This is a genomic window from Nocardia sp. NPDC060255, assembly GCF_042727395.1.
Taxonomy (GTDB): Bacteria; Actinomycetota; Actinomycetes; order Mycobacteriales; family Mycobacteriaceae; genus Nocardia.
The window spans coordinates 45,594-68,015 of sequence record NZ_JBHXAU010000015.1; the positions used below are offsets into that span (position 1 = coordinate 45,594).

Consider the following 22,422-nt stretch of genomic DNA (forward strand, 5'->3'; position numbering starts at 1 on the left):
ATCGGGATTCACTTCCGGTATCGCAACGGAGGCAGCAGAAGGTGTTCGGCACCAATTCAGACAATAGCCGATCCAAGACCACCCTCTCAGAATGCACGCGTCCGGAGCTGTATCCCCAGAAGCTCCCAAAGGAAGTCGCATCCCCGCTGCGACTCCCCCTGCCCTGTTAAGGCAAAGTTACATCGACTGTTCGTTGCTGTCAAAGGAGTATAAGCTGCCTGCAACGTTACAGTTGAACAATTGTTCGGCCAGCGGAACACTGTCGCTTTCAGCAAACGATCTTCTGCGGAAACCCCCCATTCGGGGGGTGGACGACAACGCCCGGACAGGGGAGAATTGGGCCGCTACCAGTGTGTTAGCACCATGTTACGACAGGAACGGGGGGTTCGACGTAAACCGTCAAGCAATAGTTTCCCACCAGTTACCGGGTATTCTGGAAAGACTCTCGGATATATACGTTAGCCGATAGTCGGCGCATTTACCTACGAGAGATCCTCGGGCATCTGTTAACACCATCGGCTTGCCTACATATTTTCAGATGGCGAATACGGGATAGAGCGACCGCGCCACACGCGTCCGGTCTTTTTTATTTCACGGTTGCGACGGACATCGCACCGCTGAACGACGAGCTCCCCCGCACGACTATTGAACGGATCGGACTTTGCCTGAATTGACTGAACCGACCGCAGCCACGCCGCCACTACCGCGTGCGCATCTCACGTCGAAACGCACCATCGCGGCGTTGACCCTGCAGGCCCGATTTCTGGCCGCCGCGCGCGAGTTCTTGACCGCGGAGGGTTTCACCGAGTTGTTGCCGCCCATCATCGGTCCGGTCACCGACCCGGGGGCGCGCGGCGCGAAACAGGTCGACATCGACTACTACGGGCACCGCTACAAGCTGATGACCAGCGGCATTCTCTACAAACAGACCTCGCTGCTCGCCTTCGACAAGATCTTCCACGTGGCCCCGAACGTGCGGCTCGAGCCGCTGGAAACCGCGGTGACACACCGGCATCTGGCTGAGTTCCACCAGCTCGACGTGGAAATCGCGAACGGGTCGCGCGAAGACGCCATGGACGTGGCCGAGCGGCTGACCAAGTACGCGGTGGAATACGTGCTGAGCAGCGCCCAGCGCGAATTGGAAGTCTTGGACCGCGATCTCGAACAGTTGAAGCAGGTACTCGCGGGTCCCTATGACCGCAAGCGGCACACCTCCGCGGTGACCGAGCTGCGCGACCTCGGTTACGACCAGCGCGAGCACACCGAAATCGACTGGCAGGGTGAGGAAATCATCTCCGCCGCGGCCACCCGCCCGTTCTTCATCACCGACTATCCCAAGGGGTCGCGCGGTTTCTACGACAGCGAAAACCCCGACGAACCGGGCATGTTGCGCAACTTCGACCTGATCTTCCCCGGCGGGTTCGGCGAAATGATGAGCGGCAGTGCGCGCGAGTCGGATTACCGCACGCTGCTGACTCGCATCCGCGAAACCGGTGAGAACCCAGCGAAATACGAGTGGTATCTCACCGTGGCGCGCGAAGGACTCTCGCCCAGTGCGGGTTTCGGCCTGGGCGTGGAGCGGTTCACCCGGTTCCTCGGCGGTCTCGCCGCGGTCTGGCAGGCCACCGCCTACCCCAAGATCCCAGGGGAGCTACGTCCATGAGTGTGCTGTCGGCTCCTGGATTTCCCGAACGCGAGGTGCGGGCGCGGGCGCGCACCGCGGCGGGTTCGGTGTTTCCGGACAATGCGCGCTACGGCTCGACCCTGTTCGGACAGGGTCAGCTCGCGGACGCGCCCGCCAGGGACGCGATCGACCACGCCCGGCTGGTCCCGCCGGTGTTCGTGCCGCTGCGCGAAGAGAAGATGTTCGACCTCGGCCGGGAACCGCTGGCCGGTGACGTCGACCTGACCACCACCATCGGCGGTCTGCGTTCGACGCTGCCGGTGTACGTTTCGGCGTTCGGCTCCACCGCGGTGGCCAACGGCGATCTCGGTGTCGCGGTGGCCGGACAGGCGGGCGCCGCCGGTGTGCCGATGGTGATCGGCGAAAACATCGTGCCCGTATCGGGTTACGGCCGGATGGTGGACGAGGAGCAGAGCTCGCTGCTGCGGCGGCTCACCGAATACACCAAGATGGCCGCCGACGATCTCGGCGGCGTGATCGTCCAGCAGAGCACCGAGGACGCCGACGCCGAGGTCTGGAACCTGGTGTACAGCGACCCGGCGAGCGAGCCGCTGCTGGCAAGCGGCCGCCTCGCCTTCGAGTTGAAGGTGGGCCAGGGCGCGAAACCCGGCATCGGCGGCATGACCCTCATCCCCCGCGAACGGGCCGCGCACCTGTCGGCGCAGTACGACATCCTGGACATCTACGACGCCACCGCGGCCTCGGTGCTGCGCTCGGCCACCCCCGGCACCTTCACCGCGGAGATCCTGCGTCAGCAGATCCGGTTGATGCGCAACAACTATCCGCGCTGCCGGGTCTGGGTGAAGCTGCCGCCCGCCCGGGATGTGGCCGACGCGGCCGAGGTCGCGTGGGCGGCGGGCGCGGACGCGGTGACCATCGACGGCGCCGAGGCGGGCACCGGCTGGGCACCGCACGGGTTCCTCGACCATGTCGGCCTGCCGCTGGCCGAATGCCTGCGCCGGGTCGCCGACCGCGAGCGGCACGAACACAGCCTGCTGGTCTCCGGAAGATGTTGGGAGGGAACCAGAGTCGTCAAATGCCTGGCCCTCGGCGCGTCCGCGGCCGGCCTCGGCCGGGCCGCCTTGGTCGCCGCCGACGAGAACGCCGATCATGGACTGACGAACCTGCTCGCCGCGTTCGACCTGGAGCTCCGGCTCCTGATCAGCGCGCTCGGCAAGTACCGGATCGCGGATCTGGCCGCCGAGGACATATGGTTCCCTGCTACCAACGAGAGGACGTAATGACTACAGAGCGACAGTGGCGCGTGGCAGTACTCGGCCCCGGTGGTGTGGGCGGACTGGTCGGCGCGCTGCTGGCCCGCGCCGGGCACCGGGTGACCTTCCTCAGTGGACCGGAGACAGTGCGCACCGTGCAGGAGCACGGGATGCACGTGCGCAGTGGGATGTTCGGCGACTTCACCGTAAAAGCCGAGGCGGACACCGAGTTACGTGAACCCGTAGACCTGTGTCTGGTAACGGTCAAACAGAACGTCCTCGGTGCGGCCGTCGACCGGGTGCCGCCCGCCGCGCTGGGCGACGGCTTGGTCGTGCCGCTGCTCAACGGAATCGAACATCCCGCAGTCCTCCGCGAGCGGTATCGCCCGGAACTCGTTGTGCCCGGCGTGATCCGGGTCGCGTCGAACCGCGTTGCACCCGGCACCATCGAACACGGCAGCCCGTTCGTAGAGATCGATCTGGCCAGCGCCACCACGCCTCCCGAACAGCTCGACGCACTGGTCGCGACGCTCAATGGCGCTGGCATACAGGCGAAAACGCGCGACGACGAATCCGCCATGCTGTGGGGCAAGCTCTTCTTCCTCGCCCCCTTCGCCCTGCTGACCACGCACCATGAGGTTCCCATCGGCGACCTCCGCACCGAGCATCGCACCGAGCTGGTCGACCTCGTCACGGAGATCGCCGCCCTCAGCAGCGCCGCGGGTGTGCCCGCCGATGTCGAAGCAGCCCTGCGCTTCTACGACGCCTTCCCACCCGAAGCCAAGTCCTCGATGCAACGCGACGCCGAGGCCGGACGTCCCCTGGAGCTCGATGCCATCGGCGGCGCACTGCTGCGCATCGCCCAGCAGCACACCGTCCCGATGCCACTGACCGAACGCCTGGTCACCGCTCTGACGCCACTGATCAACGGATCGACGGCCGAATCGGGGCATTGACGGCAGCACAGCATGTTCGAGTTCGCCTGCGGGCCACGCAGCACTGCGCGGACAATGACTGTGCGACCCCGGTTGCGGCGAATGTTGTTCGCCGCGACCGACGTTCATCACAGCGGCGAGCTGTTGCCCGATATCGCGGGTCGATCGCAGTGCGTGGGGTGATGGTCTCGTCGCGATACCAGTGCAGGGGATATCGATGGACACTTCAGGGATTCCCGAGGACGAACAGCTGTACTTGTTCACGGGCGGCACGATATTGACCGTTGACCGGGCATTCTCGATCGCCGAGGCAATCGCGGTTCGAGGCGATCGGATCATCGCGGTCGGCGCCGAGGCGACGGTACGCGAACTCGTGGGAGTGGGCGCCACGGAGATCGATCTGGCGGGCCGAACGATGTTGCCGGGCTTCGTCGATGCGCATACCCACGTATTGACCGGCAGCATGGTGGCGGCGCTGATGGAGTACGTCGGCATGGCGCGCTTCGCCACCGCGCAAGAGGTACTCGCTCATCTGGCAGACCTGGCAAGCCAAGCGCCCGAAGGCACATGGATCCTCGCCCGCAATTTCGATCCGGCGGTGCAGCCTGACCTGGCGGCGCTGACGTTCGCCGAACTCGACGCGGTGTCGACCACGCACCCGGTGTTCGTCCTCAACGCCTCCGGGCACATCGCCTACGCGAATTCCGCGGCGTTCGCCGCCGCGGGCATCGGGGAGGACGTCGAGGATCCGGAAGGGGCCGAGTTCGTTCGCGATGCCGACGGAAAGCTCACCGGGACAATGAAAAACGGTGTCGCATACAATCAGGTCCTGGGGAAATGCGACGCCGCTGCCGGATTGAACCCGGTCGACGCGCTGATCGAGCTACTCGAAGGTTGGCGGCAGGTCGGGTTGACCACGGTGAGCGAACTGGGCTTGGGCACCTTGAGCCACACGCCCGGCGACCTCGCCGTCCTGACGCAGGCGGCCCGCACCGGCAAGCTCGAGACCCGTATCCGCGCGTACCCCTTCTACACCCTCGGGACCGACACCTGGGACGCCGCTGGGGTGCGGCCGGGCGACGGCGACGCGCTGGTGCGTATCGCGGGCTACAAACTCGTCGCCGACGGCTCCAACCAGGGTTTCACCGGCCTGCAACGCGAGCCGTATCTCAATACCGACAACTACGGAATCGCGTACATGGAACCCAAGGTGCTGGCCGCGGAGGCGGTCGACCGCGCGAGCAAGGGCTGGCCGCTCGCGATCCATGGCAATGGCGACGCCGGTATCGACAACATCCTGGATGCCTGCGACGCGATCCGCGACGCCGGGGTGGAGCCGGGCGCTGTGCGGGTGCGGATCGAGCACTGCTCGATCCTGCACGACGAACAGATCGCCCGCATGAAAGACCTTGGCGTGTCCGCCAGCTTCCTGATCGGGCATGTCCACTACTGGGGTATTGCGATGCGCGACACAGTCTTCGGCGAACGGAAGGCCTTGCTGCTCGACCGATGCCGCAGTGTGGAGGCAGCGGGAGTCGGGTTCACGCTGCACTCCGACTTCATGGTCACCGACCCCAACCCGCTGCACATGATCGAGATGGCCGTCACCCGGCGCACCTGGAAAGAACCCGACTACGTGCTGGCACCCGACGAGCGCATCTCGGTGGAATCGGCAATCCGCGCTGTGACCTCGGAGGCGGCGTGGCAGCTCTCCTCCGAACATGAGGTCGGCAGCCTCGAAGTCGGCAAGTACGCCGACTTCGTCATCCTCGGCCAAGACCCGCGGGCAGTCCCACCCGATCAGATCAAAGGCATCACAGTCGTGGAAACCTGGATGAACGGCAACCAGGTCTATTCAGCGAGCTGACGCCTGACAGCGCGGGTTTCGTTCACGCCGAAGGTAACCATCGCGGTGCGCGGCCGCGGACCATAGCGTCGAGGGGTGGGTGCTACACGGCGGCGGCCGTTGAAAACCGTTACCGGAGTGAGTGGTTCGGCCGACGTTTATGGGGCCGCGGTGGATCCCGGACAATCCACCGTGGCCTCGGCCATCGAGATCGCGAAACTCGCCGAAGCCAACGGGTTCGACGCGCTGTTCGCCGCGGACCTGCTCAGTTTCGGGGCGCAGGGCGCGATCGGGGCGCAGGAACCGCTGATCTTCCTGTCCGCGCTGAGCGCGGTGACCAGCCACGTCGGCCTGATCGCCACGGTGACAACGACTTTCCACCATCCATACAACCTCGCCCGACTGTTCGGCACCCTCGACCACGTCAGCAACGGCCGCGCCGCCTGGAACGCGGTCACCTCGTCACTGGGTGAGGAGAACTACGGCGACCAGGACCTACCGTCGCCGGAGGAACGGTACGAGCGCGCCACGGAATCACTCGAGGTCGTCAACGCGCTGTTCGACAGCTGGCAGCCCGGCGCCCTGACCCCCGACGGACACGGCGGCGCGATCCTCAACGCCGACCTGGTCCGCCCGATCGACTACGCGGGCAAACACTTCACGGTCCGCGGACCCTTGAACATCCCGCCGCTCCCGCAACGCCGCCCCGTGCAATTCCAAGCTGGTCAATCCGTGGCAGGCCTCGAACTCGGCGCCCGCTTCGCCGAAGTCGTCTTCACCTCCCTGCCCACCCTCGATGACGCCATCACCTACACCAAGAAAATCCACACTCGCGCAGCAGAACTGGGCGGCGCGGACGGCCTCCCCCTGATCATGAGCTCGTTCCACGCCACCTACGGCGCGACCGAAGCCGAAGTCCACCAACTGGTCCGCGACCGAGCCGAAGCCACCGACTTCGACGCAGGCCGCCTCGCCCTAGCCGACATGCTCGGCGGCAACATAGACCTCTCCGACCTCCCCCTGGACAAGCCGATCCCGGAACACCTCCTGCCCGACCTACATTCAGTCCACCGCCGCCGCGGCCGAGTCGAAATCTTCAGCAACTTCGCCCGTTCCGGAAAAACCCTCCGCGAGCTGATCATCGCCGCCAAGGACACCGGCCACTGGGCCGTCGCAGGCACCCCCGACCAACTAGCCGACGCCATCGCCGAACGCTACAACGCAGGCGTCCTAGACGTAATCACCCTCGGCGGCCTCCCCGACCCCCGAACCCGCGACTTCCTCCTCAACGGCCTCCTCCCAGAACTCCACCGCCGCAACATCATCGACCCCGACTACGTCGGCGCCACCTTCCGCGACAACCTCGAACTCCCACCCCTGCCTACGACCTGACACCGGCCGAGCCTGCGGTCGCTTGTCAGGCGAGGTCGGTGATGTGGATGTAGTCGCGGACGCGAGTTCCGTCCGGCGTCGGATAGTCGTCGCCGAACGAGAGCATCACGGTGATCGAGCTTCCCGAGCTGGCCGCCGCTGCGATGGCGATGAACCGGCACCTGAATCTGGGCTAGTGTCTCATCCGGCGAAATCCGACATAGGCGTTCGGCCCGCCAGTCTAGTTCGGCCAACACTTCAACCCATCCGGGCTGTTCGTAGGTCCGAATACTTGGATGTACTGGTGAACTGGACTGGTCCATTTCCTTCGTCCCCGTCATTGTTGACGGGCGACATCGGATTTGTTGGATCGCACATATGAATGGAGAGTTGCAATGCGCGTTGATCGCGCTCGAATCATCGCTCTACTCGGTGTAACCACCCCTGTCGCAGTGGCGATGGTAGTGGCCGCCAGCCCTGCATACGCAACCGCGGATCATGTCTACACGTCCGATGTCACCGTAACGGTGCCGAAGGGCGTCAACACCATCACTGCCACCCTCACCGGTGCAGGCGGTGCAGGCGGTGGCCTTACCACTGATCTGAAACCCGGTAAATCCGGTGGTGCGGGCGGCGGAGGCGGCGGGGGTGCGACCGTGACCTGCACTCTGACCAATCTTACCGCAGGTCAGAAGCTGAAAATCAGTCCCGGGGCCGGCGGCAACGCCCATGCCCCCACCGCAGGCGCCCCTGGGGGCCCAGCCAAAATTCAAGATGTCGCCAGTGGCAATCTCCTGGCCCAGGCAGACAGCGGCGTGGGCGGCCAGGACGGATCGGAGGGCGCAATCACCGGTGGCCGCAGCGGTGCCGGCGGCTCCTTGGACGTCGACAGTACCTACTGTCGCGGAGGGGATTTGGTCAGTCACGTCAAGGGGCACGACGGACTCAACGGCTCCGACACCAAAGGCGGCAACGGCGGCGCTGCCGGAACACCTTCGAGCGCATGCCCCGCCACGGCCGGTGAAGGCGGCAACGGCGGCGACGGCGGAACCAAGAAGAACTACGGTCAGAACGGCGACAACGGCTGTATCAACCTCGTCTACTAACTCAATAAGAGAGCCATTTTCAAGATCCGCACTCGAAGGAGGCGACCCCCAGGGGGGACGGTCCCTTGGGGGTCCTCGGCATGTTCTACCGGCTGGCAGAGAACCTCGGTGACGGGCTGCCGCTGGACGACCTCAGCGGTCGTCCCGTCCTCAGCGGCCGGCTCGTGCCACCACCCTCGCGGCGCTAGTTCCGCGCGGCCAGGATTTGGGTGAGGTAGTCCGGGGTGCCGTCGATGCGTTGCAGGTGCGGGTAGCGGAGGCCGTCGTGATAGTTCAGTTCGATGGTCCGGGTCTGGTCGAAGTCTTTGACCTGCAAGCGGATCGGTGCGGGGTTTGCCTTGGCTGCCTCGATCGCGGCTTCCATCGTGGCTTGGGAATAGGGGGCGTCGTTGACCGAAACCACCGTCATCCCGGTGCCGACTTTCGCCTTGAATGCGGGTCCGTCCCAGCGCACGTCGGTGACCTTGCCCGCACCGGACACATTGAGACCGATCGAGTAGGTGTAGTTGACGGCGCCCTCGGCCTCTTTCCGCAGAGCCGTGAGGAGGTCACCGGGGTTGTTGTCGTAGACCAACTTCCACCCCGTCTTCTCGACACTCGAGGCGAACGGTTCCTTTCCGTCGAGGCGATCGCGCAGGTACTTGGCCCAATCGTCGGCGACTACGCCGTTCAGCGTCGAGACGACGTCGTCGAATTTGTAGGTATTCTGCGACTCCCACTTACTGTCGTCGACACCGAAGAACGCGCGAGCGAAATCATCGAGTGACTTTGTGTTCCCGGACAGTTCGCGGATACGCGCGTCCACCCCCAGCCACACCAGTTGACCGCCCTGGTAGTAATCCTCGCTGAGCTGCCACGCCCGATACGGCTTCGTACGCCGCTGCGCGACGATCGGATCGTTGGTGGTGTCCTGCAGACTGCGCCAGCTGAGTCCGGGCCGGTTATCGGTGTATGTGGCGACAACCGCAGCCAGCGCATCACGAGAGACTTCCGCGGGCCGCAAGCCGGACCGGCCGGTGAGCACGTTGCCCCAATACTGCGTCTGTCCCTCGTAGACCCACAGCAAGCTGTCTTGCATCGGGACGTTGTAGGTGGGTGTCCACAGGTCTGCCGGGCGACGGAACTTGCCGTTCCAGGAATGGGTGTACTCGTGCCCGAGCAGGTCGTCGCTGCCGAGCGTGGGGTTCCACCCGGTGAAATAGTCCGTGCCTTCGCCGTTCTCGCTGGATCGTTGGTGTTCCAGTCCGTTGGAGCTGAGCTGATCCGACAACGACAGCAGGAAGTCGTAGTGGTTGTAGTGCTGTGAGCCGTACAGTCCCACAGCCTGTTTCACCAGAGCCCTGTGCAGCTCGATGTGCTCGGGCTTGGCCTCGAGCTGCTCCGGCGCGTCTGCGAATACTTGCAGCCGCACCGGGGTTTTCGCGCCGGGAGCCAGGTCGAACTCCTTGTGATAGCGCCCCGCGTACACGGGCGAGTCGACGAGGATGTCCAACGGAACAGTCTTGTAATTCACGGTGTCGCCGTTTTTGCTATCGACATCCAGCGCGGTTCCGGCCTCGAATCCCGGCGGGTAGGTGACGCTCGCGGTGAACGGAATCCGGCTGACGGGAGTACCGGCCGGATAGAGGACCACCGCATTCCACTGCACATTCAGCATATTCGGCGTCATCACCACGCGCCCCTGAGTGGAATCGGTGGGGGTGAGGTATTGGAAACTCGCGTCAATTGAATCCACGCCGTCGGGCACAGTCACCTTGAACGCGTACACGTTCGACGGATCACGCTTCCACTCCAGCTTGTTCCCGGCGCCGGTGAAGACGATGCCCCCGATCTTGTCGATCGGACCGGACGGAGAGTGGTTGCCGGGCAGCCACTGCGGATAAAGCAGATCTACCTCACCCGACCGAACGGGGATCGTCTGTTTCACCTGAATCACGCGTTGCGGCAGATTGGTCACGTCGACCGCCACCGAGATCGCTTTCTGATTCGCCGGAGCTTCATCAGAATTGTTGCGCAAGCCGAAGTACAGCGAGCCGGCCAGGAGAATGAGAACGACGACGCCAACCGCGCCGATAATACGAATCTTGGTCAACGACACTCCCAGTCACACAGACGATCTAGCCGACACGACGAAATAGCAACAATGCCCACCCCGGCGGCTCGTACTCATCGCCAAGGATGGGGACCTACCGATTGCCGTTATAAACAATGCAGCTTATAGCGGCAACAAGCTCGCGTACAGAGCGGTCGCCGCGACTGCATCCCCTATCCCCTCCTCCGGCGTCAACGCTTCGAGTAGCTCGTTCAGGTCGGCGACCGTCCCTTAGGTTGCTGAACTAATGGTCGATCCTACGAGGGTTGGTATCGCAGAGTGCGAAGAGCGAGTGTGGTCTGCGTCATAGTTTCGGCGGCGTGCGGCATCTGCCGAAGAAAGCACCAAACCGATGCTCTACGGCAATGAACGGCCGTCTACCTAGAATTACCTCTGAGTCAGAGCTAATATGGCGGCATGGAGGAGACGCTGGAGACCGCCGCGCAGATGGAACTGGTCGGGCGACTGCTGAACACCTTCGGCCGCTTTCGCCGACAGATCGCGCGGTTGGTCGGCCGCTCGTTCGATCAGCCCGGGGTCAGCGCCTCGCAAGCGGAGTTCCTGCGTCTGGTCGGGCGCAATCCGAATATCTCCGTCAAGGCGGCAGCCACCGAGATGGGGCTGGCCCCGAACAGCGTGTCGACCTTCGTCACCGCACTGGTCAAGGCGGAACTGCTGGTGCGCGAGCCGGATCCGGCGGATCGGCGCGCGACCCGGCTGAGCCTGCCCGAGCCGGTGCAGCGCACGGTCGACGAAACCCGCAGGCGCAGGCACGGACTGGTCGCCGCCGCCCTCGACGAGCTGTCCGCCGACGAGCGCGAACAGCTGATCCGCGGACTGGCGGTGGTCGGCAAACTGACCGGAATTCTGCACGAACACGAACAGAGGACACGGCGATGAGAACGAATTCCCTTGCCCCACCAAAGAACAGCCCGGCTGTCGAATGCGCGGGCCTGACCCACCGCTACGGCGAGCACATCGTGGTGGACCACGTGGACCTGCGCATCGACCGCGGCGAGGTCTTCGGCCTGCTCGGCCCGAACGGTGCGGGCAAGACCACCACGATCCGGTTACTGACCACACTGATGCCGGTACAGGAGGGCACGGTCCGGGTACTCGGGTTCGAGGTCGGGCGGCGCGATATCGATATCCGCTACAACCTCGGCTATGTGCCACAACAGCTTTCGATCGAAGGTGCACTCACCGGCCGGCAGAACGTCACCTGGTTCGCCCGCCTGTTCGACGTGCCTCGCCGCGAACGCGCCCAGCGAGTGGAAGAAGTGCTGGCCGCCATGGACCTGCTCGAGGTGGCAGATCGACTGGCCGCCGGCTACTCCGGCGGTATGGTCCGCCGACTGGAACTGGCGCAGGCCCTGGTCAATCGCCCCGCCTTGCTGATTCTCGACGAACCCACCGTCGGCTTGGATCCCATTGCCCGCGACAGCGTGTGGGACCGGGTGCGCGACCTGCGCCACCGCTTCGGCACCACGGTGCTGCTCACCACCCACTACATGGCCGAGGCCGACCTGCTGTGCGACCGAGTCGCGCTGCTGCACAAGGGAAAACTGCAGTCGGTCGGCTCCCCCACCGAACTCAAGGCCGCCCTCGGCCCCGACGCCACCCTCGAAGACGTCTTCCGCCATCACGGCGCCGCCCTCGACGAGGACTCGACCACCGAAGGAGGGCTGCGTGGTGTCCGAAGCACCCGTCGAACCGCTCAACGTGCAGGCTGACTATCCGCCGCTGCGCCTGGCCCCGCACGGCCTCGGCCGACTGCGCACTCTCGGCTCCCGGATCAACACCTTCGCACTGGTCGAACTGCAGAAGCTGCGCCACGACCGCACCGAACTCGTCACGCGCGCAGTACAACCCGCGCTCTGGATGCTGATCTTCGGCACCACCTTCGCCCGCCTGCACACCATCCCCACCGGGAACATGCCCTACCTGGACTTCCTCGCCCCGGGCATCATCGCGCAGTCGGCCCTGTTCATCGCGATCTTCTACGGCATCATGCTGATCTGGGACCGCGACGCGGGCATCCTCAACAAACTGATGGTCACCCCCACGCCCCGAGCCGCGCTCATCACCGGCAAATGCTTCGCCGCCGGAGTACGCGCGGTTTCTCAGGTGCTGATCATCGTGGTGCTGGCGCTGGTCATGGGCGTGCACATGACGATGAACCCGCTGAAGCTGTTCGCCGCGATAGTGGCCGTGCTACTCGGCGCATCGTTCTTCGCATGCCTGTCGATGACCATCGCGGGCTTGGTCGTGAAACGCGACCGCCTGATGGGCATCGGCCAAGCGATCACCATGCCACTCTTCTTCGCCTCCAACGCTCTCTACCCACTGGACCTGATGCCCAGCTGGCTGCGCGTCATCAGCCACATCAACCCGCTCAGCTACGAAGTCGACGCCCTGCGTGGACTATTGGTCGGCGGCACCTACCACCTCTGGACCGACATGGGCGTTCTCGTCTTCGCCGCCGTCCTCGGAATCGCCTGCGCCTCGGCGCTTCTCGGTCGACTTACTCGATAGTCGTCCAACGGGCACCTTGACCGGTCTTGTACCGGACGACTCTTCGCAGTACTGTCCAGACACATGTCCAGCAGATATGTGGACAGGCTTGCGGAGAGGATTTCCCTGATGACACTGGTCAAGCCGCAGCGAGTGTCCGGCGGAGCGGATGAGCACGGGCACCTCGAGGAGTTCCGCACCGATCCGATCGCACTGATGCGACGCGTCCGCGCCGAATGCGGCGACATCGGAACCTTCGAACTCGCCGGACACGATGTCGTCCTGCTGTCGGGCGCGGAGGCCAACGAGTTCTTCTTCCGAGCCGGCGACGACGATCTCGACCAGGGCGCGGCCTACCCGTTCATGACACCGATCTTCGGCGAAGGCGTGGTCTTCGACGCGAGCCCGAAACGCCGAAAAGAGATGCTGCACAACCAAGCTCTGCGCGCCGACGCCATGCGCGGGCACGCCGCGACCATCGCCGCCGAGGTGGACCGGATGCTGGCCAGCTGGGACGACGAGGGCGACATCGACCTACTCGAGTTCTTCGCCGAGCTGACCATCTACACCTCCTCGGCCTGCCTCATCGGCGTGAAGTTCCGCAACGAGCTCGACGCTCGATTCGCGCAGCTCTACCACGAACTCGAACAGGGCACCGACGCACTGGCCTACGTCGATCCCTACGCGCCGATTGAGAGCTTCCGCCGCCGCGATGAAGCCCGCGAGCAACTCGTCGAACTGGTGCAATCGATCATGGCGAGCCGTGCGGCAAATCCGCTGTCCGGCAAGGACTCTCGCGATATGCTCGACATCCTGATCTCGGTCCGCGACGAGACCGGCGCACCACGCTTCTCGGCGAGCGAGATCACCGGCATCTTCATCTCGATGATGTTCGCCGGACACCACACCACCTCGGGCACCGCGGCATGGACGACCATCGAACTACTGCGACACCCTGACGTATTGCGCACGGTGGTCACCGAACTCGACGAGCTCTACGCCGACGGTTCGGAAGTCAGCCACAACGCCTTGCGTCAGATCCCGAATCTCGAAGCGGCACTGAAGGAATCCCTGCGCCTGCACCCGCCGCTGATCATCCTGATGCGCATCGCCCGGGACGAATTCGAGGTGTGCGGGCACCGCATCGCACCCGGCGACATGGTGGCGGCGACGCCCGCGATCTCCAACCGCATCCCCGAGGACTTCCCCGACCCGGACGCCTTCGAGCCGAGCCGCTACCTCGATCCGCGGCAGGAAGACATCATCAACCGCTGGACCTGGATTCCCTTCGGCGCGGGCCGCCACCGCTGCGTCGGCGCGCCGTTCGCGCTCATGCAACTGAAAGCCATCTTCTCGATCCTGTTGCGGGACTGGGAATTCGAGCTGTCCCAGCCGTCGGACACCTACCGCAACGACCACTCCAAGATGGTGGTGCAGCTGCAGCAGCCATGCCGTGTCCGCTACCGCCGACGCTCAGCTCATGGCTGAGTGAGGAAATTCGCGATGAGCGTGCTCGCCAGCTCCGGCATCCCGTTGTTCTGCCGTTCCGCGGCGGTGACCACGTCGTAGTGCCGGTAGCCGGGAATGATTTTGGCGTTGGCGGGCAGCAGGCCGCCGTAGCCCGCGTTCTGCAGGGGCGAGTCGCCCGAGAGCAAGGTGAGGTTGCGCCTGGCCGAGGGCGTGCTCTGCCAGCGGTCGCCGTGCAGCAGGAAGTTCAGGATGCCGCCGCTGCGGTTCTGCAACTGCCGCAGCTCACCGTCGCGCCCGAGCCCGAGCGCGAAGATCGTGTCGGTGATGATGCGCAGCGGGGTGTACTCCTCGAAGAAGTCGGTGGGCTGCCCGCCGGGGTTCATCGCCCGCGCGAACTCGCGCACGTCGGTGACCTCGTGGTCGCGGTCGGTCGGCTGGCCGCGCACCGGATCGATGCCGTCGATCGTGGACGCGGGCATCTGGTCGTAGTTCTTCCAGCCGCACAGCTGGTTGTGGTCGACCGGGGTGTAGTTCTGGCCGTAGCCGACCCGCAGCGGAATGATGAACAGCGTCGGCCCGAGGACCGGCACCGAAGCGAGCCCGTTGGGAATCGGGTAGGTCTTGCCGACCGTCGGGCAGTCGTAATATCCCAGCCCCGCCTGCAGGACATATTCCGCCGAGTTCTGGTCGAACAGCATGCCGAGTGCCGCGGTGTTGGTGAGCCGGAAATCGCGCGGCAGATTCTGGCCGGTGAACAGATCCAGATAGTCCTTGCCGTAGAACGCCCGCATCCACGGTTCGGTCCGCAGATCCGCGGGCACCAGGGTCTTCAGATCGCTTTCGCCGTCCGGGTTCTGGTCCGCGGCCATGCCCGCCAGCTGATAGGCGTTCATGATCTCACTCGCCGCGAGCACCGGCCATTGCGCGACACCGAGGCCGTTCTTCAATAACCAGTCCACGCCGTTCTTCACCGCGCCACCCACGGCGGAGAAGAACATGTCCAGCGGCGGCGCGCCCGCGAAACCGGCGGGGTCGGTCATGGCGAAGCCGTCTTCGGGGATGATGCCGCCACCGCACAGGTTGAAGCCCGCGTCCTCGGTGGTGGCCGCGTTCTGGTCGAAATCCCACGCCATCATCGGCCCGGTCAGGAACGCCCCCAACGAGTGACCGCCGCAGAAACTCTTGGTCCGGCTGCCGGGATCAGGCAGCAAATACTCGATGACCACCCGCCAGTCGTCCATGGTCAGCGCCAAGCCGTACTCGCCGAGATAGTTCAAATCCTGCGGCGTTTGATAGTGGTAGGACTTGCCATCGATCGCCTTACCACCGAAGTAGTAGTCCGCAGCGACGTGATAGTCCCCCGCCTTGTCCGCGGCGTCCCACCCCGTGCGATCCTCAGCGCAGTTCGCCCGGCGATCCAACGATATGTATTCGACGAACTTGCCGGTCGCCGCGGCCTTCCGAACCACCTGCGGGGCTTGCGGATTCATGTTCGCCGCACCCGAGAAGGTGCCGGGCTGCACAGTCAGCACCGCATCCGCGTCGGAGCTGCGCTCCGGCCCCTTCTTGGACCGATACCGCACAAACGAAATCCAGTCGCAGGCTTCCGGATGCGCCATGGTGGAGTACGGACTCGGATAGTGCAGCCGGACATACGTGGCCTCGACATCGTCGCCGAGCGCCGGATCACTGACCGGGCTGACCTCCGTGCGATCCGCCCCCGCCGAAACCGCCGGTGCGGCAGTCGATACCGGGACCAGTATGCCCGCCACTGTCGCGGCGACCGCCAGGATCACCGACCAGCGCAGACCATCCCGGACAGCGCGTCCCCAGCGGAGATGGGCAATCGAAGCCACGATTCGGCTCCCTTCGTCTGTCCGAATGGCGCGATCGCAGCTCAGTACTGCCGACCGCTTCGTCGATGACGAGCACACCATTCGCACAGAACAGCCACCATTGACATATGCGAGAAGATTCGCGATCGGCACTAGTGCACGTGCACGGCGGCCGAGAGGAGCGGGTTGATCACCTGAGCGCAGCCGCTCCTGATGGGTGTGTGGCCCGCCCAGCAGGGTCGAACTCCACTGGGCGGGCCACTTCCCCGTTCACCCAGGGACGCCGCCACGTCCGCTTGGGCCGGGACGATCTTAACCCGTCCGAGGCCCCGTGGCGGGGAGGTCGGTGTCGGTGTGCAGGGCGCGGAAGACCCGGTGGAGGTCAGCCTTGTCTTCGAAGCCGATGCCCGGAGTGTCGGTGAGTCGCAGGCGGCTGTGTTCGATGACGGCGGCGTCGGCGAAGCCGCCGGTGGGCTGGAACTCGCCGGGATAGGACTCGTTGCCGCCGAGGCGCAGGGCCGCGGCGATGTGCAGCGAGAACTGGTGGCCGCCGTGCGGGATGCAGCGGCGGGCGGACCAGCCGTGCTGGCGCAGCATGTCCTGGATCCGGAGGTATTCGACGAGGCCGTAGCCGAGGACGGGGTCGAACTGGAGATAGTCACGGTCGGGGCGCATGCCCGCGTAGCGGATGAGGTTGCGGGCGTCCTGCCGGGAGAAGAGGTTCTCGCCGGTGGCCAGCGGGCCCGGGTAGCGCTCGGAAAGCGTTGCGTGCAAGGCGAAGTCGAGCGGGTCGCCGGGTTCTTCGTACCAGAACAGGCCGTACGGCGCGAGGGCTCGGCCGTACTCCAGCGCGGCGTCGAGGTCGAATCGGCCGTTGGCGTCCACGGCCAATCGCGATCCGTCGCCGTCGAGTACGTCGAGCACCGCCTCGACCCGTTTGACGTCGTCGGCCAGGCTCGCGCCGCCGATCTTCATCTTCACCACGTCGTAGCCCTGGTCGAGGAAGCCACGCATCTCGTCCTGGAGCTGGGTCAGCCCCTTGGCCGGTGCGTAGTATCCGCCTGCGGCATAGACGAATACGTCGTCGTCCGGTGCGCCGAGATCGTAGTGCCGGGTGAGCCATTGATAGAGCGGCAGTCCGGCGAGCTTGGCGGCGAGATCGAACAGCGCCATATCGACCACGCCGACGGCGACCGATCGTTCCCCGTGCCCGCCCGGTTTCTCGTTGCGCAGCATGATGTTCCACGCTCGAGCGGGATCAATGGCGGCACCGTCGTCGGTCAGCAGTTCGTCGGCCTCGGCTCGCAGCAGGCGCGGAATGATGCGGCGGCGCAGGATCTCCCCCGCGCTGTAGCGACCATTGGAATTGAAGCCGTAGCCGACGACCGGCTCGCCGTCTCTGATCACGTCGCTGACGACCGCGACGATCGAACAGTCCATCGCACTGAAATCGATGAACGCGTTGCTCATCGAGGAACTGATCGGCACAACACCCTCGTGGATAGCGACGATTCGTGGCATTACTTCTCTCCTACTGTGGTTTTCGGGCGGGTCAGCCCGATGGTGCGGGCGGCGAGTTCGCGATCGAGGCCGTCGGGTTCCCACCGCGCGATGACGACGGTCGCGACCGCATTGCCGAGGACATTGGTGAGCGCGCGCATCAGCGACAGGAAGCGGTCGACCGAGAGCACGAGCGCGAGTCCGGCGACGGGCACCAAACTGGTCGCCGCCACCGTGTTGGCCAGCGTGATGAAGGCCGAACCACTCACTCCGGCAGTGCCTTTGGACAGCACCAGGAAGATCAGGAACAGTCCGAGCTGGTCACCGAAGCTGAGCGGGATGCCGTACACCTGACCGATGAAGACCACGCAGATAGGCACCACCACCGCCACCCCGTCCAGATTGAACGAAAACCCGGTCGGCACCACCAGACCGATCACGCTGCGGCGGCAACCGACCTGCTCCAAGCGCTGCATCAGTTGCGGCAGCACGGCTTCCGAGGACGAGGTGCCGAGCACCACCGCGAACTCCTTGCGCAGCACCTTGATCAGCCGCCACAGCGAGAAGCCCGCGAGCAGCGAGACACCGCCGAGCACCACGACCACGAACGCCAGCAACGCGACCGCGGACACTGCGACCAGCTTCATCAGTGCGGTAAGGGTTTCCGGCCCGTACTTGCCGACCGTCGCGGCCACCGCACCGAACGTGCCGATCGGCGCGAGCAGCATGATCATGCCGATCATCCGGAAGAACACGTCGCTGAGCTTCGCGCAGCCGTCCACGATCGGTTGCGAGATCCGATCCGGCATCCGGAGCAACGCGACGGCGAAGAGCACCGCGAAGATCAGCACCTGGATGATGCTGCCGGTGGCGAACGCGTTGACGGCGTTGTCCGGCACCATCTTCGAGAGGAATTCGCCGAACGAGTTGTGGTCGGCGCCGCCGGTCACATAGGTGGACAGGTCACCGGAGGCGTGGGCCGGCGGCGCGACACCCGAGCCGGGCCGGAACAGGTTCACCGCGAGCAGGCCGAGCAGCATGCCCACCGTCGTGACGATCTCGAAGTAGATCAGCGCCCGCGCCGCGATCCGGCCCACCGCCTTCATCCCGCCGGTGGCGACGATCCCGGTCACCATCACCAAGAACACGATGGGCGCGATGAGCATTTGAATCAGCGCGATGAACGCCTTCGCGATCGGCTGCATGGCGGCCGCCGCATCCGGCGCGACGATGCCGAATATCGCAGCGACAATCGCTGCGACGAGCACCTGGAAACTAGTGTTGGTGGCCAGTCTGCGCCACCGTGGATGAGGCACAGTCGACTCTGACGTGGCCTCAATTGCCGTGTCGCTCATGGGAATCGCCGCGCATCAATGGTCGCGCACAAGGGTGTCGCGCAGAGCCGCGCGATCGACCGTCAGGCCTAGACCAGGCCGGTCCGGCACGGTGATCCGGCCGTTCACCGGTTTCGGCGCGTCCGGGAACAGCAGTTCGCCGACCTGCACCATGCCGAGATGCCATTCGAGGATCCAGCCGTTCATCAACCCGGCCAGGGTGTGCAGGTTGAACAGCGGCCAGCCGCCGCCGTGGGCCAGCGGCAGGTTGTAGATCTGCGCGAGATGGGCGGCCTTGCGCGCCTCGGTGAAGCCACCGCAGTAGCAGACATTGGGCTGCAGGATGTCCACGGCTTGCTTTTCGACCAGTTCGCGCAGCCGCCACCGATGTCCCTCCATCTGCCCTGCGGCCAGCGGAATCCTGGTGTGCCTGCGCAGATCCGCCATCGCGCGGGCGTCGTTCTGGTGCAACGGTTCCTCGAACCAGGTCAGGTTCGCGTCTTCGACGGCGCGGCACAGGCAGGCGGCCTCGGTGGGCGTGAACAGGTAGTTGGCGTCGATCATCAAGTCGATGTCGGGGCCGACCGCGTCGCGGACCGCGTGAATGCGCGCCGCGTCCTCGCGCCAGCCGCCCTCATCCACCGCCACCACCAGCTTCAGCGCGGTGACGCCTTGATCCAACTGCAGTTGGGCTGCGGCGCAGAGGGTTTCGCGGTCGTACTGCGGAAAGCCGAACGTCACGTATACCGGCACCTCGGTGCGCGCGCCACCGAGCAGGCTGGCGACCGAACGCCCCGCCGCCTTGCCGTTGATGTCCCACAGCGCGATGTCCAGCAGCGACAGGGCGCTGGACACCACGCCGGTCATGGTGCGCGGGTTCAGTTTTCGCCACACCCGCTGATGGATCGCCTCCAGCTCACGCGGATCCATATCGACCACGACGGGCAGGAAGTGCTGCTCCAGCGCGACGACCACGGCTCTGGCCAGGAAGTGACCGGTCAGGGCGACACCGGTCAGGCCCTCGTCGGTTTCGACCTCGCAGAACACGAACTCGCGTTGTTCCTCGCGGCCGTAGCCGCTGACCCGTTCGCTCAGTAGTGGCACATCGATCGAGGTGGTGTGCACGCTGGCCCGGATGTCTTTGATTCTCATTTCCGTCCTCCTTTGTTCGCTCGGGACGGTGGATCGAGTCTGCGCGCGCGAATCGTCAACTGTCAACGATTTGCAATTGACGATTGACTATGCGAAACTGCGGAGCTGTTGACTGGGTGTGGGCAAGGGAGACGGTGATGACCGAACAGGCACAGGCGATGACCGCGCTGCAACGCCGGGTGGCCGAACATCAGTCCAGTTCGCTCCTGCAGGTCATCGCCGAGGAACTCGAGCAGCTGATCATCGCGGGCGCCCTCACCGGCGGCGACCGGATCAACGAGTCGTCGCTCGCCGCCCGGCTCGGCGTCAGCCGCGGCCCGGTGCGCGAGGCGCTGCGCCAACTGGAACGCGGCAAGCTCGTCGAATTCCGCACCAACAGAGGCATGTTCGTCCGCGAGGTCTCCGTCGCCGAAGCCGCCCAGCTCTACGACATCCGCGCCAGCCTGTTCGGCCTGGCCGGTCGCCTGGCCGCCGAACGCATCACCCCCGACCAGCTCACCGAGCTACGCGCAAAGGTCGACCGACTCCAAGCCGCCGTCCCCACCGTCGACGACTACTACCCCCGCAACGTCGACCTGCACCGCACCCTCGTCGCCCTCTCGGACAACCCCCGCCTGGCCGACCTCTACGACGACGTCTCCAAAGAACTCCACCTCTTCCGCCGCCACGGCCTCGAATCCGACACCGCCCGCACCATCTCCAACCACCAGCACACCGAAATCCTCGACACCATCGCAGCGGGCGACCACGCGACCGCCGGACGACTGATGGAGGCGCACATCCTTTCCGGCAAGGAGCGCATGCTCGCCGCACTGCACGACTGAGCGGCTATCCGCCGCGGGAGTCCGGCGCCGCCGTCGGTGCAGGCAATGCCGCGTCGATGACGCGAACGATGTCGCCGACAGTCCAGCACGAGAGCAGTTGGTGCACGGTCAACCGGACACCGAGGCGTTCCTCGATGGCGACGATTCCGATCGCGACCGCCACCGAATCGAACCCCAGATCGCCGATCAGGATCGCCTCGGGCTCGGGCCGCCGGATGTCCATGCCGAGGTCGGTCTCGAAGATATCGAGCACGATGGGCAGCGTCTGATCGGACACAGTCCGAGCGTATCGGCGGCCGCCGCGCGGGTCTTGCATCGAACGATCGGACCGCGCTCAACGAACGGCGAGGTGGCCTGCACAGATCAACTTTCGGCCGAAGAGCGGATCGCCTCGCGGAAAATAGACTCGCCGCCATGATGACGAGTACGCCGCGGGTTCTGGTGGTCGGCGGCGGCATCGCGGGCCTGACGCTCGCTGCGGCGTTGCGGTGCAACGGTATCGAGCCGACGGTCGTGGAGCGGGTCGCGCGCTACGGCGACGTCGGGTACGTCATCACGCTGTGGCCGATGGGCCGCCTGGTGGTGGACCACCTCGGCTTGGGCCGGCGTTTCGACGCGCTCACCGTGCCGATCAACACCTACTCGACGCACGTCGACGGCGGTAGACAACTGCGGGACTTCGACTTTCGCGGCCGACTCGGCGACGGGGTCCCGCGCGCGCTGAGACGGTCCGAGCTGATCGAGTTGCTCGGATCCTATGCCGGGGGCACCGACGTGCGGATGGGCCGGACGGTGGCGGGAATCGAGCAGGACGGTCGCGTCGTCGTCGTCCGTTTCGATGACGGGCGGATCGCCGAATACGATGTGGTGGTCGGCGCCGACGGCATCGATTCGGGCATACGCGGACTGGTCGCGGGCGACGTGCCGATGCACCGCACGGGGCTTCGGCTGTGGACCTGGTGGACGCGGGGCAGCGGTGTCGCACCCGACGAATCACACGAATTCTGGGGTACGGCACGGTATTTCGGCTACAACCCGACGACCGGCTCGGTCGGCTGCGCGGCCGCCCTACCCGCCTCGGGCGCCCCGACGACCCCGCGCCAGCTCCGCGACCGCCTCTATGGTGTTGCGGGCCCGATGGATTGGATGATCGACACACTCGACGGCATCGACCGGGTCGGCAGCTTCGACCTCGACGATCTACGGCTGCCGAGCTGGCTGTTCGGCCGGGTAGTGCTGCTCGGCGACGCGGGCGCGGCCTTCCTGCCGACCGCGGGCGTCGGCGCCTCGATGGCGATGGAATCCGCACTGGTGCTGGCCGAGGAGCTGTCGAAGGTGGATGCCGCGCAAGTACCGGATGCGTTGCAGCGGTATGTGCAGCGCCGCCGAACCCGAGTCGACGCGGTGCAGAACCGGTCGCGGTGGCTGATTCCGGTGATGCTGCGCCGGACCAGGTTCGGCACCGCCCTGCGCAACGCGATGATGCGTGCGATGCCCGAGAACATGGTGATCTCCGAGATCACGCGCTGGAATCCGTGAGCCGGG

The 22,422-nt window shown here is 65.3% G+C and carries 18 protein-coding genes; 12 read left to right on the top strand and 6 right to left on the bottom strand.

The annotated features are described in order from the left end of the window. Window positions 1-670: 670 nt before the first annotated feature. The 6 genes from ACFWF1_RS25925 (at window position 671) to ACFWF1_RS25950 (ending at window position 8,156) form a co-directional block, all read left to right on the top strand. Entirely contained in the window at window positions 671-1,663 is a 993-nt protein-coding gene (locus ACFWF1_RS25925; RefSeq protein WP_379287598.1) for an asparagine synthetase A, read from the top strand. After that, window positions 1,660-2,925, top strand: a complete 1,266-nt coding sequence (locus ACFWF1_RS25930; protein WP_379287600.1) for a glutamate synthase-related protein — start codon at window positions 1,660-1,662, stop codon at window positions 2,923-2,925. The genes ACFWF1_RS25925 and ACFWF1_RS25930 overlap by 4 nt, the downstream gene beginning before the upstream one ends. Beyond that, window positions 2,925-3,854 (top strand): ketopantoate reductase family protein, encoded by a 930-nt coding sequence (locus tag ACFWF1_RS25935; protein ID WP_379287602.1) that lies wholly within the window; start codon window positions 2,925-2,927, stop codon window positions 3,852-3,854. The genes ACFWF1_RS25930 and ACFWF1_RS25935 overlap by 1 nt, the downstream gene beginning before the upstream one ends. Window positions 3,855-4,050: 196 nt before the next feature. Continuing rightward, window positions 4,051-5,700 carry an amidohydrolase gene (locus ACFWF1_RS25940; RefSeq protein ID WP_379287604.1) on the top strand — a complete coding sequence of 550 codons (1,650 nt, stop codon included), beginning with the start codon at window positions 4,051-4,053 and terminating at the stop codon, window positions 5,698-5,700. A 75-nt stretch (window positions 5,701-5,775) separates the two neighbouring features. Further along, window positions 5,776-7,071 carry an NtaA/DmoA family FMN-dependent monooxygenase gene (locus tag ACFWF1_RS25945; RefSeq protein ID WP_379287606.1) on the top strand — a complete coding sequence of 432 codons (1,296 nt, stop codon included), beginning with the start codon at window positions 5,776-5,778 and terminating at the stop codon, window positions 7,069-7,071. A gap of 374 nt (window positions 7,072-7,445) precedes the next feature. After that, entirely contained in the window at window positions 7,446-8,156 is a 711-nt protein-coding gene (locus tag ACFWF1_RS25950) for a hypothetical protein (protein ID WP_379287607.1), read from the top strand. A gap of 184 nt (window positions 8,157-8,340) precedes the next feature. On the opposite strand, the gene ACFWF1_RS25955 is transcribed toward ACFWF1_RS25950, so the two are convergent. Beyond that, the gene (locus tag ACFWF1_RS25955) at window positions 8,341-10,254 is read right to left on the bottom strand and encodes a M61 family metallopeptidase (RefSeq protein WP_379287608.1); all 1,914 of its coding nucleotides are present in this window, start codon (window positions 10,252-10,254) and stop codon (window positions 8,341-8,343) included. A 411-nt stretch (window positions 10,255-10,665) separates the two neighbouring features. Here ACFWF1_RS25955 and ACFWF1_RS25960 point away from each other — a divergent pair, with 411 nt between their 5' ends. From ACFWF1_RS25960 to ACFWF1_RS25975, 4 genes are all read left to right on the top strand, one after another. Then, window positions 10,666-11,148 carry a MarR family winged helix-turn-helix transcriptional regulator gene (locus ACFWF1_RS25960; RefSeq protein ID WP_379287610.1) on the top strand — a complete coding sequence of 161 codons (483 nt, stop codon included), beginning with the start codon at window positions 10,666-10,668 and terminating at the stop codon, window positions 11,146-11,148. Continuing rightward, the gene (locus ACFWF1_RS25965; protein ID WP_379287612.1) at window positions 11,145-11,981 is read left to right on the top strand and encodes an ATP-binding cassette domain-containing protein; all 837 of its coding nucleotides are present in this window, start codon (window positions 11,145-11,147) and stop codon (window positions 11,979-11,981) included. The genes ACFWF1_RS25960 and ACFWF1_RS25965 overlap by 4 nt, the downstream gene beginning before the upstream one ends. After that, the gene (locus ACFWF1_RS25970) at window positions 11,941-12,783 is read left to right on the top strand and encodes an ABC transporter permease (protein WP_379287614.1); all 843 of its coding nucleotides are present in this window, start codon (window positions 11,941-11,943) and stop codon (window positions 12,781-12,783) included. The genes ACFWF1_RS25965 and ACFWF1_RS25970 overlap by 41 nt, the downstream gene beginning before the upstream one ends. Window positions 12,784-12,891: 108 nt before the next feature. Next, entirely contained in the window at window positions 12,892-14,250 is a 1,359-nt protein-coding gene (locus tag ACFWF1_RS25975; RefSeq protein WP_379287615.1) for a cytochrome P450, read from the top strand. Here ACFWF1_RS25975 and ACFWF1_RS25980 read toward each other — a convergent pair. The 4 genes from ACFWF1_RS25980 to ACFWF1_RS25995 form a co-directional block, all read right to left on the bottom strand. Next, window positions 14,241-16,088: a hypothetical protein gene (locus ACFWF1_RS25980; RefSeq protein ID WP_379287616.1), complete on the bottom strand. Its 1,848-nt coding sequence runs from the start codon at window positions 16,086-16,088 to the stop codon at window positions 14,241-14,243. The genes ACFWF1_RS25975 and ACFWF1_RS25980 overlap by 10 nt on opposite strands. 291 nt (window positions 16,089-16,379) lie before the next feature. Then, entirely contained in the window at window positions 16,380-17,588 is a 1,209-nt protein-coding gene (locus tag ACFWF1_RS25985) for a mandelate racemase/muconate lactonizing enzyme family protein (RefSeq protein WP_379287618.1), read from the bottom strand. Beyond that, window positions 17,588-18,883, bottom strand: a complete 1,296-nt coding sequence (locus ACFWF1_RS25990; protein WP_379322223.1) for a cation:dicarboxylate symporter family transporter — start codon at window positions 18,881-18,883, stop codon at window positions 17,588-17,590. Before ACFWF1_RS25990 ends, ACFWF1_RS25985 begins: the two co-directional genes overlap by 1 nt. 54 nt (window positions 18,884-18,937) lie before the next feature. Further along, window positions 18,938-20,053, bottom strand: coding sequence for a mandelate racemase/muconate lactonizing enzyme family protein (locus tag ACFWF1_RS25995; protein WP_379287622.1), 1,116 nt, complete (start codon window positions 20,051-20,053; stop codon window positions 18,938-18,940). Between the two features lie 137 nt (window positions 20,054-20,190). On the opposite strand from ACFWF1_RS25995, the gene ACFWF1_RS26000 reads away from it, so the two are divergent. Continuing rightward, window positions 20,191-20,877 carry an FCD domain-containing protein gene (locus ACFWF1_RS26000; protein ID WP_379287623.1) on the top strand — a complete coding sequence of 229 codons (687 nt, stop codon included), beginning with the start codon at window positions 20,191-20,193 and terminating at the stop codon, window positions 20,875-20,877. Window positions 20,878-20,881: 4 nt separating this feature from the next. Here the strand turns inward: ACFWF1_RS26000 and ACFWF1_RS26005 are convergent, their stop codons facing one another. Then, window positions 20,882-21,154, bottom strand: coding sequence for an acyl carrier protein (locus ACFWF1_RS26005; protein WP_379287625.1), 273 nt, complete (start codon window positions 21,152-21,154; stop codon window positions 20,882-20,884). 137 nt (window positions 21,155-21,291) lie between these two features. On the opposite strand from ACFWF1_RS26005, the gene ACFWF1_RS26010 reads away from it, so the two are divergent. Next, the gene (locus ACFWF1_RS26010) at window positions 21,292-22,416 is read left to right on the top strand and encodes an FAD-dependent oxidoreductase (protein WP_379287626.1); all 1,125 of its coding nucleotides are present in this window, start codon (window positions 21,292-21,294) and stop codon (window positions 22,414-22,416) included. Window positions 22,417-22,422 lie beyond the last annotated feature (6 nt).

Excerpts from the sequence above, each read along its gene's own strand:
- ACFWF1_RS25930 (WP_379287600.1), top strand. The coding sequence starts at position 1,660 with ATGAGTGTGCTGTCGGCTCCTGGATTTCCCGAACGCGAGGTGCGGGCG.
- ACFWF1_RS25935 (WP_379287602.1), top strand. The coding sequence starts at position 2,925 with ATGACTACAGAGCGACAGTGGCGCGTGGCAGTACTCGGCCCCGGTGGT.
- ACFWF1_RS25940 (WP_379287604.1), top strand. The coding sequence starts at position 4,051 with ATGGACACTTCAGGGATTCCCGAGGACGAACAGCTGTACTTGTTCACG.
- ACFWF1_RS25950 (WP_379287607.1), top strand. The coding sequence starts at position 7,446 with ATGCGCGTTGATCGCGCTCGAATCATCGCTCTACTCGGTGTAACCACC.
- ACFWF1_RS25960 (WP_379287610.1), top strand. The coding sequence starts at position 10,666 with ATGGAGGAGACGCTGGAGACCGCCGCGCAGATGGAACTGGTCGGGCGA.
- ACFWF1_RS25965 (WP_379287612.1), top strand. The coding sequence starts at position 11,145 with ATGAGAACGAATTCCCTTGCCCCACCAAAGAACAGCCCGGCTGTCGAA.
- ACFWF1_RS25975 (WP_379287615.1), top strand. The coding sequence starts at position 12,892 with ATGACACTGGTCAAGCCGCAGCGAGTGTCCGGCGGAGCGGATGAGCAC.
- ACFWF1_RS25985 (WP_379287618.1), bottom strand. The coding sequence starts at position 17,588 with ATGCCACGAATCGTCGCTATCCACGAGGGTGTTGTGCCGATCAGTTCC.
- ACFWF1_RS25995 (WP_379287622.1), bottom strand. The coding sequence starts at position 20,053 with ATGAGAATCAAAGACATCCGGGCCAGCGTGCACACCACCTCGATCGAT.
- ACFWF1_RS26000 (WP_379287623.1), top strand. The coding sequence starts at position 20,191 with ATGACCGAACAGGCACAGGCGATGACCGCGCTGCAACGCCGGGTGGCC.
- ACFWF1_RS26010 (WP_379287626.1), top strand. The coding sequence starts at position 21,292 with ATGATGACGAGTACGCCGCGGGTTCTGGTGGTCGGCGGCGGCATCGCG.